At 39.7% G+C, this 13,615-nt stretch carries 11 protein-coding genes; 2 read left to right on the top strand and 9 right to left on the bottom strand.

The genetic code is table 11. The annotated features are described in order from the left end of the window. Nucleotides 1–8: 8 nt before the first annotated feature. Nucleotides 9–461: an outer membrane insertion C- signal gene (locus J0A69_RS02695; protein ID WP_206584969.1), complete on the bottom strand. Its 453-nt coding sequence runs from the start codon at nt 459–461 to the stop codon at nt 9–11. Nucleotides 462–519: 58 nt separating this feature from the next. After that, nucleotides 520–1,203, bottom strand: a complete 684-nt coding sequence (gene aqpZ / locus J0A69_RS02690) for an aquaporin Z (RefSeq protein ID WP_206584968.1) — start codon at nt 1,201–1,203, stop codon at nt 520–522. A gap of 262 nt (nt 1,204–1,465) precedes the next feature. On the opposite strand from aqpZ, the gene J0A69_RS02685 reads away from it, so the two are divergent. Then, the gene (locus J0A69_RS02685; RefSeq protein ID WP_206584967.1) at nt 1,466–2,512 is read left to right on the top strand and encodes a zinc-binding metallopeptidase family protein; all 1,047 of its coding nucleotides are present in this window, start codon (nt 1,466–1,468) and stop codon (nt 2,510–2,512) included. Here the strand turns inward: J0A69_RS02685 and J0A69_RS02680 are convergent. The 7 genes from J0A69_RS02680 to polA form a co-directional block, all read right to left on the bottom strand. Next, nucleotides 2,502–2,870, bottom strand: a complete 369-nt coding sequence (locus tag J0A69_RS02680) for a DMT family protein (RefSeq protein ID WP_206584966.1) — start codon at nt 2,868–2,870, stop codon at nt 2,502–2,504. The two genes, J0A69_RS02685 and J0A69_RS02680, sit on opposite strands and share 11 nt — an antisense overlap. Nucleotides 2,871–2,929: 59 nt before the next feature. After that, nucleotides 2,930–4,267 (bottom strand): rhamnogalacturonidase, encoded by a 1,338-nt coding sequence (locus J0A69_RS02675; protein WP_206584965.1) that lies wholly within the window; start codon nt 4,265–4,267, stop codon nt 2,930–2,932. A gap of 113 nt (nt 4,268–4,380) precedes the next feature. Continuing rightward, nucleotides 4,381–5,367, bottom strand: coding sequence for an amidohydrolase family protein (locus tag J0A69_RS02670; protein ID WP_236032597.1), 987 nt, complete (start codon nt 5,365–5,367; stop codon nt 4,381–4,383). A 148-nt stretch (nt 5,368–5,515) separates the two neighbouring features. Beyond that, a complete protein-coding gene (locus tag J0A69_RS02665) occupies nt 5,516–6,664 on the bottom strand; it encodes a YncE family protein (protein ID WP_206584964.1) in 1,149 nt (382 codons plus the stop codon). Nucleotides 6,665–6,684: 20 nt separating this feature from the next. Next, complete coding sequence (locus J0A69_RS02660) at nt 6,685–8,667, bottom strand: LVIVD repeat-containing protein (protein WP_236032595.1); 1,983 nt, start codon at nt 8,665–8,667, stop codon at nt 6,685–6,687. A gap of 126 nt (nt 8,668–8,793) precedes the next feature. Then, complete coding sequence (radA, locus tag J0A69_RS02655; RefSeq protein ID WP_206584963.1) at nt 8,794–10,167, bottom strand: DNA repair protein RadA; 1,374 nt, start codon at nt 10,165–10,167, stop codon at nt 8,794–8,796. Nucleotides 10,168–10,292: 125 nt separating this feature from the next. Further along, nucleotides 10,293–13,118: a DNA polymerase I gene (polA, locus tag J0A69_RS02650; protein WP_206584962.1), complete on the bottom strand. Its 2,826-nt coding sequence runs from the start codon at nt 13,116–13,118 to the stop codon at nt 10,293–10,295. Between the two features lie 159 nt (nt 13,119–13,277). Here polA and J0A69_RS02645 point away from each other — a divergent pair, with 159 nt between their 5' ends. Continuing rightward, nucleotides 13,278–13,592, top strand: coding sequence for a hypothetical protein (locus tag J0A69_RS02645; protein WP_206584961.1), 315 nt, complete (start codon nt 13,278–13,280; stop codon nt 13,590–13,592). Nucleotides 13,593–13,615: the final 23 nt, after the last annotated feature.

Raw genomic sequence — 13,615 nt, 5'->3', positions numbered from 1 at the left:
TCTAGATATTATTGAACTTCGCCAAATCGCCATCGAATATTGAGACCAAAGACATCTGCAAAGAAATCGGTGTCCTCTATTAATCTAAATGTAGGCCTCCAATCTGCACCGATTACAATAGGCACTTCTTCAAAAGCATACTCAATTCCTATTTCTCCAGCAACACCCAAAGAAAAAGGATCAGCAATGTAAAGGGAGGGTCCAAAGCCCGCATACCAATTAAAATCACTTGTGCTAACTGGCTTGTAAATTGGGTTCCACAATAGGTCAATTCCTACTCCTCGCCCAAAACTTACGTCTCCATGAACTCTGCTGAATTCTCCTAATGCAAAAACTCCGTCGACTGCGACGTTATTTCCATAGAAATTTCCGAACCTTAATCCCAGTTCTTGTGCATTGCTTTCTAATGATGCTGCCATCCCAAAAAACAAAACAAGAGAAAGAATTTTTAAATACCTCATTTTTAGATTGGTTTGATAAAAGATAAAATAGTCTACAAATATTTAAATTTTCCCTAATTTATTCATTAGGGGATAGAAATTTATATACAATTCCTGCTAAAGCAGCGCCTAATATAGGTGCAACCCAGAATAGCCATAATTGTTGTAAATAAATGCCTCCTGCAAAGATTGCTTGGCTCGTACTTCTTGCAGGATTTACAGAAGTATTAGTCACTGGAATCGAAATCAAATGGATCAATACCAAAGCTAATCCGATTGCAAGGCCTCCAAATCCTGCAGGTGCTTTTGGATGAGTGGCTCCTAAAATCACGATCAAGAAAAAGAATGTCATAACGACCTCAGTAACCAAAGCAGACATCATCGAATAACCTCCAGGTGAAGCTTCTGCAAATCCATTGGAAGCAAAACCACCCAAATCTACACCCGCTTTACCGGTAGCTATGGTGTATAGAATTGCTGCTCCTGCCAGCCCTCCCAAAACTTGGGCAATAATGTAAGGGACTAAATCTTTGCTATCAAACCTTCCCCCAATCCAAAGTCCCACAGACACGGCAGGGTTTAAATGACAACCACTGATGTGTCCGATGGCATAGGCCATGGTCACAACTGTCAGACCAAAAGCAAAGGCAACTCCTACAAATCCAATTCCCAGTTCTGGGAAACCGGCCGCTAAAACGGCACTACCACATCCCCCTAGGACCAGCCATAGGGTTCCAATAAATTCTGCTAAAATTTTTTTCATTGGTTTTTGGGTTAGATGTTATGTATTCTATTGGAATTTAAGCAATTGTGTTTAAATATCGGACCTTATTTGGCGGATGTTTATATTTTAAGAAGAAAGATCAATATTATTCTAAGAAGGTGTTTTAAACACTAAATCTCCCTGATTTTTAAAAAGGAATGATAATGGCATAAGAATGAAAGAGCTGCTTCAGTCCAAATCAATGGATTTGAAAAAATGATGTTGATAAGTCTTGGGCCAGTTTATTTTAAAGAATAGAATTATGAAGATTTTTGAATGTGGAAACTGTGCACATCCCCTTTATTTTGAAAATGCCAGTTGTGAAAAATGTGGCCATTTAGCAGGTTTTTCGATTACAGATCTAGATATAAGAACTTTTCAATCAGCTAATTACCCATTGTCATCCGACATTGGTAATCAGCAATTTAAGTATTGCAAAAACCACCAATACGAGGTTTGTAATTGGTTGATACCTTTTGAAAACCCAGATGAATTTTGTCTGGCCTGTTCTTTAAATAGGATGATTCCGGATTTGTCTGACTACGAAAATTTTGAAAAATGGAAAAAGCTCGAAAGTGCAAAGCATCGATTGGTTTACCAATTGCTAAGATTGAGGCTTTTTATACCCACTGAAGGTGAATCTGGAAGCTTAAAGTTTGATTTTATTTCCAAACAAGGAAATGATCAAATCATGACGGGACATAAAAATGGATTAATTACAATTTTATTGTCTGAGGCTGATTCCGTGCATCGAGAATACATGAGAAAGCAGATGTCAGAACAATACAGGACTTTGATTGGGCATTTCAGACATGAAGTTGGCCATTTCTTCTGGGATCAATTGATAGCTCCGTATGAAAACAAATTAGCTGATTACAGAAAAATCTTTGGTGATGAAAGAGCTGATTATGGAGCTGCTTTGAAAAATCATTACCAAAATGGCCCTTCTCCAAACTGGCAGCAAAATTACATCAGTTCCTATGCGGGTTCGCATCCATGGGAAGACTGGGCAGAAACCTGGGCACATTATCTCCACATCATGGATATGGCCGAGACTGCTTTTTATTTTGGAATGTCAGTTTCGCCAAAGCTAAAAGACAAAAGCCTCCAAGGATCTATGCCTTTTGACCCATATGGGAAAAATGAGTTTCAAGAGATTATTGAAGCTTGGACACCGGTTTCATTTGCCATCAATAGCCTAAATAGGTCAATGGGACTTCCTGATGTGTATCCTTTTGTTTTGAGCCCCAATGTGGTGAACAAAATTAAATTCATCCATCAACTTGTTGTGTCTGCGACTACTTCTTAAAAAAGAAATAGACTGCTAAAACCAAAAATACTGAGCCGATTAGATGGTTTAATCGAAAGGTCTCTGTTTTGAAAGCTATTAAGCTGAACAGCATAAAAATAACCAGCGTGATTACCTCTTGTATTACTTTGAGTTGCACAAGGGAAAATGGACCTCCATTACCATCAAATCCGATTTTATTTGCTGGAACCTGAAAACAGTATTCAAACAAGGCAATTCCCCAAGAAATCAAGATGATTGAGATCAAGCCTAATTTGTTAAACCATTTCCACTCTGCAAACTTTAGATGGCCATACCAAGCCAAGGTCATAAAGGTGTTGGATAGGATAAGCAGACCGATGGTGAGAATTGCTTTCATGTGCGGATGAAATTAAAATTCCGCGAATTTCAGCAATTAATCCATTGCTTGTATTCTTTCTATCGGTCTAATTTTTTGCCATTTACAAACACATTTTTCACCTCAAAACCATTCACAAATGAAGGGTCAAAATCTGCCTTATTTGCTTTTATCTGAAGATTTTCTAAAGTGAAATCCGAGAGCCGATCATTTTCCGTAATCGCTACATCGAAGAATATTTCACAATCCAAATCGATGTTTCTCATGGTAATGTGATCAGAGTAAGAAATGGGAACATCCGGCCTTCCTTGTAGATCAAAAAACTGAGTCCAAGGTTTGACATAAATAAAGCTTCTGGCCTGACCACTGATATTTTCTACAGTAATATACTCGTAGTGTTGAGGCGTATCCGGACGCATTTTCAGCCAAAGAAGGCGAATGGCATCCTGAACCTTGATATTCCGCATGATCACATTTTTATTGTGAATTGACTCGCTACCACAAGTCAGCGCAGAATGACAAAACCCAAACTCAGAATCTTCAATGATAATATTTGTGTTTTCCCCATTATTGGGATTTTCATCTGCCCATGGCCCTTTACCGCCCTTGAGCGCTATCGCATCATCATTCACAGCGAGATAGCATCCTTTGATCAAAACATTTGAAACTACATCTAAATCGATGGCATCCGTACTTGGGGCTTTGACTGGTTCATGAGGTGAAGTAATGGTCAGGTCTAAGAGCTTGATGTTTTTACATTGGTAATAATGACTACTCCAGAAACCAGAATTGATGAGATGGACATCTTGGAGTTGGATATCATTGCTTTTCCAAATGAAAACCAATCTTGGTCTAGAAACCTCTAAGTTGGTACAGTTTGGATCTTCTTTTCTTCGCTGCCAAAAAGCTTCCCAATATTTCAACCCATTTCCATTGATTGTACCGGTTCCGGTAATTGAAAATCCATCCACTTCATAGGCATTCACCAAAGCGGCAAAATAATCCAGGTTTTGGCCTTCCATTCGGGATGGGATAAGTGGATAATTTGAGATTTCATCCGAACCCTTCAATACGGCACCTTCGGAAAGGTGTAAATGAGTGCCAGGTTTGAAAAAGAGGGCTCCACTTAGGAATGTGCCTTCTGGAATGATAATAACCCCACCTCCGCTTTGACTGGCTTGGTCGATGATTCGCTGTATTTTTTCTGTTTGTAAAAGTGTGCTATCTGCAATAACTCCATGCTCGGTGATGATGTATTGCTTCCCCAGATCTTCTAATTTTAGTTTCGAATAATCTTGAAACCAGCTAGAAATAGGTGTTCCGTCCGGCCAATTTTCCTGTGAAAAAGCTGATATCTGTGGTAAGCCAACTAGTAGAAAGAGAATTAAAAAAAAGTAAAAGTGCGATTTACATTTCATGATTTAGGAATGGTCTATCTGGGTTTGAGAGTAAATTAGGGATGGCAAAATATCAAAAAAAGGATGAGCAACTTACCTTGCCCATCCTTTTTTAAACTTTTATAAAACTTGAATTATTTAAAATCTTCGGGATTTAGATTGAAAAACCGAACTGCATTATTAAAGAAAATGTCTCTTTTTTGATCCTCAGATAGGTAAGTGGCATTTTGGATCAAGCCGATGGAAGTTTCCAACAATTTTGGCCATATCATCAAATCTGTACCGTAAAGAATTCTCTTTCCGAAGCCAGCCTGAACCAATCTTTTGAGATAATCATGAATTTCATCCTGTGGATAACTCCAGATTAAACCCGCTAAATCAACGTATACATAAGCATTTGCTCCCATTAAGGCCACCATTTCATCGATCATTGGATATCCCGCATGCATCACCCAGATTTTTAGCTTGGGATGCCTAGCCAGCATATCTTCTAAAAGAAATGGATTGCCCATGGAGGCACGGTAGTTTGGAGAGGTAATGTTTGCCATTCCATTTCCGCCAGTTCCCATATGAATTCCTACTGGAATACCCAACTCTTCAGCTACTCCAAAATATTCATCCAAAGACATATCACTAGGAGACATTCCTTGGTATTGAGGAGCTATTTCTCCCATTACTTTGTAAAATCCACCAGACAAAGAATCTCTAAATGCTTCGACCGTCATTCCAGGACCAATCCCAATTGAAGGTATAAAGCGGTCTGGAGCCGCTTGCACCCATTTATGAAGGATTTCTGCATCCCCACTGGCAATCATGGTTACATTTAATCTTTCAGCTGCTGATACCAAAGCATCTTGCATTTCCTGATCTGATTTTGCAGCTAATAAAGGGTCTACACAAGCAGTATTTATAAAAGATGGAGCCGGTTGATTTGGACCACTTCCAGGCATACTAGTCAAAAACCAAGGGCATAAGTTACCAGCGAACCCTGGATTGACTTTCATGGCATGAACATGCACATCAATAATGGGAGGCATCTTTTTCTCTGTTTGAGCAAAGCCTTCGGTAAGATTGCCTAGAAAAGCGATAGCAAGGATCGCTGGAATGAATTTCATATTCATAAGAAGTAGGGTATTTCGGTTTGAATCTTATTGTTTCTAAATGACAAAATAGAGCTTATTACTGAATATGAAAAATTAAGCTAGATGAATTCTCATAAAAAAAGTGGATCAGTTTCCTGACCCACTTTTCAAAGGACTTCTAATTATCCTATTCCATTTTCCAAAAGATAATTCCACCGGCTTGTTTACCCATATCCACAGAGCTTACTTTTTTAGCATTTTTGATATCAATCACATCCATGGTTCCGGGTTCACCACCGATTCCTTCCACAGAGATAAATGCATATTTGCTATCTGGCGAGATTGTAACTCCATGAGTTACTTTCCTAGTATTTTTTATTCTTGGAAGTTCCTTTCCCTTGTTCAAATCCCAAATTCCAGTTTCTCCACTTCCTTTATAAGTGGCTACTAAGTATTTACCATCGGGAGTGACATCGCAATTGTAAGGGGCCTTACCTGTTTTAAAACGGTTTGTAACTTCCCATTTTTCCAGGTCAACTTCAATTATTTCATCCGAACCGTTGCCTGCAACGTAGACTTTCCCATTAGTAGGATGAGGAATTGCCCAAGTAGGTTTAGTAGCGCTATGATACATTGTAGCAGATTCAGTCATCATGGAACGACCCATTTTGGAATGATCCATCTTGCTATGATCCATTCCACCCATCGCTGGCTCTTCTTCTTTCCCATCCAAATTCAACTTTCTAGTGACTTTCAGCTTGGTAGTTGAAATTTCAAAGAGTTCGCCGGACATCATTCCGACAGAATAGTGATAAAGCCCATCTGAAGAGATTCTTGATCCATGCGGCATAACCCCAGTTTCGATCCTATGGATTTCGATCATTTCCTCTGGATCCACAACCGATACGGTACTTGGCACCATATCACCATGAAGGTCAAAGTTCACACAGTACAATAGTCCAGTAGCTTTCGAAACCTGTAGAGAAGCAGGAAAAAGCCCTAATCGAACAGTATCTACAACCTCGTTTGTCTCAGTCGAAAATTTGTATAATGTTCCATATGGATTCCCATGAGCAAGAGATAAGTACCAATATTTTCCGTCAGGACTTATATTGATTCCATGTGGTCCTTCGATTTCCGCAGGCCAGATTCCAACCGGAATGGTTTCTTCTACCGTGGCATTTTTTCCATCAAACTTGATCAAAGCAACTTCATCCTCTGATTCAGCAGTGACATAGACATAATAATCTTGTGCTGTGCTGACTATTGAAAAGCCCATCAAAGCAACTAGGAATAAGGTGCCTTTCCTTACTGCATTAAAAATGGAATGCTTCATAAACGTTTTGCTTTAAAATATTACTTGGAAGAATCGATCTTGGCGTTTTCTGGTACGACAGGCTGCAGCTTGGCAGACCACAATCCACTATTCCAATCAGAATAGAAAATATGTCCTTTGTGCGGCTGGGCACCCCAAGTAAAAGGAGCATTTGGAACAAAACCATCTGGATCCTCTGGCACGATCCAAGCGATTTCTCGACCCTGTCTATTTAAATCACCTAAGAGTTCTCCACTGATGTCTACCACTCTTACGCCACCGTTATAAAACGCAGCATAAAGGATATTGTCTTCTATCCAGAAATTGTGTGATCCTGCAAAAGGTACTTGAAACCATGCTACTTCTTTTGGATTTTTTAGGTCTGTAAAGTCAATTACGTGAAGAAAACCTGCTGCTCGGCTTGGCTTTTTTCCACTTGGGTCAAGTCCATAAGGGAATTCCTCATCACCAAGAATAACATAGAATTTGCCAGTCTTTTCATCTTTATAAGGGAAAGCAGCGTGATTTGATCCACTTGGATAAGCATAACTGGCAAACTGAACTGGATTAGAAGGAGTACCTCCAGCGATTCCATTCCCAACATCCACTAATTGCACTCCATCTGTCCAGTTAGAAGAATATGCTATTCCGTCATGAACCCAAACATCATGGATTGCATGTCCTGGGGTGTCTAATTCGAACTCACCCACGATTTTAGGATTCTTTGGGTCCTCGATATTGATGGAGTAATATTTTCTACCTGCACTCAGAGCATACACATGGTTTTTGTAAATAAAGACGTTGTGAACTCCGCCAGTAAGATTCTCAGAAAATTCAGAGATAATTTTGGCATCTCTTGGATTGCTTACATCAATGATCACTAATCCATTTTTTCTATTGGATGCTCCCTCTCTTGAAATAACAGCTACTTTTCCATCTTCAGAAACTTTCACATCGTTAACTGTTCTGGCATCTACTTTTACCGAATCAACTAATTCAATGCCTGCAGGATTTGTCACATCCCAGAAATAGGCTGTTCCATCCGCTCCCCAAGTTCCTGTAACTGCATAGTCTTTTCCATCTATGCCTTCCCAAATCCAAAGATCAGAAGTGTGTTTGTTGTTGACAGAGCCTTTGCCTACCAGATCAATTTTGCGGGTAATATTTCTATTGTTTGCTTGAACAGTAACTGAAGCTGCAGCCGGTCCACAAGTTGCATTTAATACATACAAGCCCGGTTCATCCGCCACAAATTTCCCTTCTGGTGTAATTAGACCGGATGGGGCAGCAGATACATCGAAAGATTCTCCAGTGAAGGAATAACGAATTGGTGCATCTTTCACTTCATTTCCATCTTTATCAACTGCCATTGCTGTCAAAGTAAATACATCTCCGGATCGGCCTTCTACCATATTAGATTTAAGGCGAATTTCAGCAATTGGGTTTTCGATAACTTCCAATTTTAGATTTTCACTTTTACCTCCTGCAGAAGCAGTAATGGTGACAGTTCCAGCGTTTTTAACAATCAATTTATTGAAAGGAGCAATAGCAACTTTCGTTTCATCTGAAGTAGTCAAGGTTATCGGAACTTCCGGTCTCTCGAAACCAGCTTCATCTGTGACGTCCAAAGTCAATGGGATATTAATTCCTGTGTAGACTTTCGCTGGAACATCTCCAAAAGCAATTTTGGAAATGGCGGCTGGCTCTACATTGACTAGGATACTTGAGCGTAATTGAGGACTTCCCGGGCTGATTACAATAACCTCATGCTCGCCATGCTTAATAGCTTTAGCAAACCCAGTAGTATCAACTACATCTAAGGCGCGGCTATTCCTCGAATAAAAAATGAATTCTCTATCAGAAATTTTATTTCCAGAGGCATCGACTACAGCAGCTTCAAGCTGAAGAGATTGGCCAATTTTCATGCTTGCTTTTTCAGGGCTGACCTTCAATTTAAGATCTTGAGCCTGAGCCAAGACAACAGTTAACATCATGCTGAAAGCAAAGAGAAAAATATTTTTCATAGGTGGGGATTTTTATGGATTCTGAATTTAGTCAATCCACAATTGTCAACCATAGAAAATTGGGCAAATTGTTGGTTTCTTTTTCCACCTTCAGGTGAAAACTGGTGTTTTTTAGTGAAAATGGATTTAAAAAATCTTTTGATAGACTTCTTCCAGCTTACTAACAGCGATGACTTTGATTTTGTATTTGCTGAGATCTAAACCTTTGACAGCATATTTTGAGACAATAATTTTTTTGAAACCAAGTTTTTCAGCTTCAGAAATACGGTTTTCAATCCGGTGAATCGCACGAATTTCGCCTCCAAGTCCCACTTCTCCTGCAAAGCAAATTTCCTCAGAAACTGGAGTATCCTCGTAACTCGAAATCAGAGAGGCACAAACAGCCAAATCCAGTCCTGGATCATCAACTCGAAGGCCTCCCGCGACATTTAAGAACACATCCTGTTGTCCCAATCGCATGCCTCCTCTTTTTTCTAAAACTGCCAATAGCATATTTAGACGCTTCGCATCATGACCCGTACTGCTTCTTTGAGGAGTTCCATAAGTTGCTGGACTAACTAGCGATTGTATTTCAATCAACAAAGGGCGATTTCCTTCCATCATCGCACCAATAGCTACTCCATTTAAAACTTCCTCTCTTTGTGTCAACAAGATCTCCGAAGGATTTGCAACTGGGCGAAGACCTTCCGTTCGCATTTCATAGATTCCAAGTTCATGCGTAGAACCGAAACGGTTTTTGGAAGTTCGGAGAATTCTATAGGCAAGGTGTCGATCTCCCTCAAATTGTAAAACCGTATCCACCATATGTTCCAAAACCTTCGGACCCGCGATAGATCCATCCTTTGTAATATGGCCGATCAAAAATACTGGTGTCCCAGTTTCCTTGGCAAATTTCATCAATTCAGCCGTACACTCCCGCACTTGAGAAACAGAGCCCGCGGCTGATTCCACATACTGCGAATTCAGTGTTTGGATAGAATCAATGATCAAAAGATCCGGTTTTAAGAGTTCTATCTGTTGAAAAATATGTTGAGTATTGGTTTCTGAGAGCACATAGCAATCCGGATTTTTGGCTGTCATCCGATCAGCTCGCATTTTAATTTGAGCTTCGCTTTCTTCTCCGGATACATATAAGATTTTTCTGTTTTTCAGGATCAAAGCGATCTGAAGCATCAGCGTTGATTTACCGATTCCAGGTTCACCGCCAATCAAAACCAAGGAACCTGGCACTATTCCACCACCTAATACCCGGTCGAGTTCAGCATCTCCAGTCACATACCGAGGCATTTCTTCATAGTTTACCTCTTGGATTTTTTTTGGAGTGCTGGCTTTCTTAGTTCCTGATCCACTGGGTTTCCAGCTTCCTTTACCTGTTTCTTCTTTTTGGATCACCTCTTCCACATAGGTATTCCATTCTCCGCAAGCAGGACATTTGCCAAGCCATTTTGGGCTTTGGGCACCGCAGTTTTGACAGAAGAAAGTGGTTTTTATTTTAGCCATTTGGAAGTAAGAATTACGAAATACGATTTAATAGATTTTTTGATTTTGGCTTGAACGAAATGATTTTTTTGGATGAAAAGCGGAATTATCAAATCATAAATCCGACATCATAAATCTAAAATCTTCTAGTGTGCCTGCAACCAATCGTTTCCTGTGCCCACTTCTACTTCCACTGGAACAGCCAATTTGATGGCATTTGACATTAGGCCTGGAATATTGGCTTTCAGGATTTCGACTTCATCTTTGTGAGCATCAAAAACCAATTCATCATGTACCTGAAGGATCATTTTTGATTTCAGTTTTTCCTTTTTCATCCATTCATGGACATGGATCATAGCTACTTTGATCAGGTCAGCAGCCGAACCTTGGATTGGGGCATTGATGGCATTTCGCTCTGCAAAACCACGCATTGTAGCATTTCTACTGTTTATATCACGGAGATACCTGCGACGACCCAAAATGGTTTCTACAAACTCATCTTTTCTGGCTTTCTCAATGGCTCCGTCCATGTATTCTTTGACCGCTGGGAATTCTTTGAAATAGGCATCAATAATTTCCTTTGCCTCGGTTCTTGGGATAGCAAGTCGCTGAGAAAGGCCGAAAGCTGAGATACCATAAATGATCCCGAAATTGGCTGTTTTGGCTTTTCTCCTCATATCAGAAGTCACTTCATCCAAAGGAACCTGAAAAATTTTGGCAGCAGTAGTTGCGTGAATATCTCTTCCGTTTTTAAAAGCTTCAATCATCGACTCATCCCCAGAGAAAGCTGCCATGATGCGCAATTCAATCTGTGAATAATCTGCCGCAAGCAACACATGATTTTCATCCCTTGGAACAAATGCTTTTCTGATTTCCCTTCCTCTTTCTGTCCGGATTGGAATATTCTGCAGATTGGGATTGATAGAGGAAAGACGACCAGTTGCAGCTACAAATTGATTATAAGTGGTATGGATTTTTCCGGTTTTAGAATTGATCATCGTGGGCAAAGCATCCACATAAGTCGACTTCAATTTGACCATTTGTCTGAAATCCAAAATAGCCTGGGCTATCTCATGCTCATTTGCTAATTTGCTTAAGATTTCTTCTCCTGTCGCATATTGGCCAGTTTTGGTCTTTTTGGCCTTTGGATCCAGTTTTAATTTTTCAAATAGCACATCACCCAATTGTTTTGGTGAGGCTAGATTAAATCTGACACCTGCGAGTTCGTAAACTTTATTCTCGATTTCCTTACTTTCTTTCTCCAGTAGTATCGACATTTCTGCCAGGCTTTCCGTGTCGATTCTTACTCCTTCAAACTCCATTTCGGTAAGGACATTGATCAAAGGATTTTCTACTTCATAAAAGAGTTTTTCCAGTTCGCTTTGCTTCAAAAGAGGATCCAGTTTTTCCTTCAATTGTAGCGTAATATCGGCGTCTTCGGCAGCATATTCAGTTACTTCATCCTCATCCACATCACGCATATTTCCCTGATTCTTTCCCTTTTTACCGATCAATTCAGTAATCGAAACAGGCTTGTAATTCAAATAATGCTCAGAAAGCCAATCCATGGAATGTTTCCCTTCCGGCTCGATAAGGTAATGCGCGAGCATGGTGTCGTACAAAGCGCCTTTTACTTCAATGTCATAATTTTTTAGGATCAGCAGATCATATTTGATGTTTTGCCCGATTTTCAGAATGCCTTCATTTTCGAAAACAGGCTTCAATAATTCCAAAATCTGAAGTGTCTCCTCCCTGTTTTCAGAACAAGGAATGTAATAAGCTTCTCCACTGAGATAGGAAAAAGATAAACCCACCAATTCTGCCTCCATGGCATTGATCGAAGTGGTTTCAGTATCAAAGCAGAGTTCTTTTTGTAAGAGTAAATAAGAGACCAATTCCGAAATGGCATCTTCTCCTTTTATTTTATGGTATTGATGTGCGGTTGTTTGGATTGTTTTAGACTCTGGAAGGATCTCTGGATTGACAGATTCTTCTTCAAATTCAAAACTTGGTTTTTGGCTAGCTGCTGGAGCATCTCCAAATAAGCCCAACTGGTCATTTTTCGAAATGGAGGCTTTTTTACTACTGCCGTCTTTGAAAATTCTGCTTGCCAAAGTCCGGAATTCCAGCTCCGAAAATAGCATTTTGAGTTTTTCCTCATCAAAACCATCATAGCGAAGGTCACTTTCTTCGAAAGCTACCGGAACATCAATTTTGATGGTGGCTAATTGTTTGGATAAAAGTCCCTGCTCTGCAAAATTCTCAACATTTTCTTTTTGCTTCCCTTTTAGATCAGCGGTGTTCTTTATCAGTTCCTCCACAGTTCCATACTGTTTCAAAAGTTTTACAGCCGTTTTCTGACCAATTCCTGGGATTCCAGGAATGTTATCAACCGCATCACCCATCAGTCCCAAAATATCTATGACTTGCCCGACATGCTCAATGTCCCATTTTTCGCAGATTTGCTTCGGCCCCATTACTTCGACACCATTGCCCATGAAAGCAGGTTTGTAAAGAAAAATATGCTCATCAACCAGTTGCCCGTAATCTTTGTCTGGCGTCATCATGTAAACAGTGAAGTGTTCAGCTTCTGCCTGCTTGGCTAAAGTGCCGATGATATCATCCGCTTCAAATCCGTCCAACTCAAGAATCGGGATGTTAAAAGCCTTGACGATTTCCTTCACCCAAGGAATTGCAGTGCCGATATCTTCAGGCTGTTCTTGTCTGTTTGCTTTGTAGGCTTCAAATTGCTCATGTCGAAAAGTTGGGGCATGAGTATCAAAAGCCACCCCAATGTGGGTAGGTTTTTCCTTATCTAATACCTCTAGAAGTGTGTTGGTAAAGCCCAACATGACCCCTGTATTTAAACCTTTTGAATTTATTCTTGGGTTCTTGCTAAAAGCAAAATGTGCCCTGTATATCAGAGCCATGGCATCTAGTAAAAATAGCTTATTCGCTTGTTTTTGGGGCATTATTGAATTATTTTGAGAGGGATTAAACTTGAGTTTAGACTTTGTAAGTTACAAAAATAGCCGTTGAAAAAGCTCAAAATTTTAATTGTAGTTTCACTTAAGACATAAATTGGCGACCTTATTGAATACGTGAATACCTAACCTTAAACAATTTACTTTATGAAAAAGCTATTAGCGATTTTTGCATTATTCCTTTCTGTACAGTTTGTTCAGGCGGCTCCAAGTAACGATAACGACACGAAGAAGGAAAAAACAGAATTGACAGAAGCTCAGAAACAAAGAGCGGCAGAGATGCAGGCTAGATTGGATGAAATCAAAGCGATGGATTTCAAATCTATGACTAAAGAAGAGAAAAAGGAAGTTCGAAATGAGCTGAAAGATATGAGAGTAGAAGCAAAAGCTGCTGGTAACGGTGTTTACATTTCAGTAGGTGCTATTATCATTATCTTATTGTTATTGATCTTGTTGACCTAATCAGTCAAAAGGAAAAAAACTGA

Source organism: Algoriphagus pacificus (assembly GCF_017254845.1).
Classification (GTDB): Bacteria; Bacteroidota; Bacteroidia; order Cytophagales; family Cyclobacteriaceae; genus Algoriphagus; species Algoriphagus pacificus.
The sequence above is the reverse complement of the archived record's forward strand: the minus strand, read 5'-3'. Positions and strand labels throughout refer to the sequence as shown.

What these genes read in the sequence shown, in the direction of transcription:
- J0A69_RS02695 (WP_206584969.1), bottom strand. Translation starts at nt 461, where the DNA reads ATGAGGTATTTAAAAATTCTTTCTCTTGTTTTGTTTTTTGGGATGGCA.
- aqpZ (WP_206584968.1), bottom strand. Translation starts at nt 1,203, where the DNA reads ATGAAAAAAATTTTAGCAGAATTTATTGGAACCCTATGGCTGGTCCTA.
- J0A69_RS02685 (WP_206584967.1), top strand. Translation starts at nt 1,466, where the DNA reads ATGAAGATTTTTGAATGTGGAAACTGTGCACATCCCCTTTATTTTGAA.
- J0A69_RS02680 (WP_206584966.1), bottom strand. Translation starts at nt 2,870, where the DNA reads ATGAAAGCAATTCTCACCATCGGTCTGCTTATCCTATCCAACACCTTT.
- J0A69_RS02675 (WP_206584965.1), bottom strand. Translation starts at nt 4,267, where the DNA reads ATGAAATGTAAATCGCACTTTTACTTTTTTTTAATTCTCTTTCTACTA.
- J0A69_RS02670 (WP_236032597.1), bottom strand. Translation starts at nt 5,367, where the DNA reads ATGAATATGAAATTCATTCCAGCGATCCTTGCTATCGCTTTTCTAGGC.
- J0A69_RS02665 (WP_206584964.1), bottom strand. Translation starts at nt 6,664, where the DNA reads ATGAAGCATTCCATTTTTAATGCAGTAAGGAAAGGCACCTTATTCCTA.
- J0A69_RS02660 (WP_236032595.1), bottom strand. Translation starts at nt 8,667, where the DNA reads ATGAAAAATATTTTTCTCTTTGCTTTCAGCATGATGTTAACTGTTGTC.
- radA (WP_206584963.1), bottom strand. Translation starts at nt 10,167, where the DNA reads ATGGCTAAAATAAAAACCACTTTCTTCTGTCAAAACTGCGGTGCCCAA.
- polA (WP_206584962.1), bottom strand. Translation starts at nt 13,118, where the DNA reads ATGCCCCAAAAACAAGCGAATAAGCTATTTTTACTAGATGCCATGGCT.
- J0A69_RS02645 (WP_206584961.1), top strand. Translation starts at nt 13,278, where the DNA reads ATGAAAAAGCTATTAGCGATTTTTGCATTATTCCTTTCTGTACAGTTT.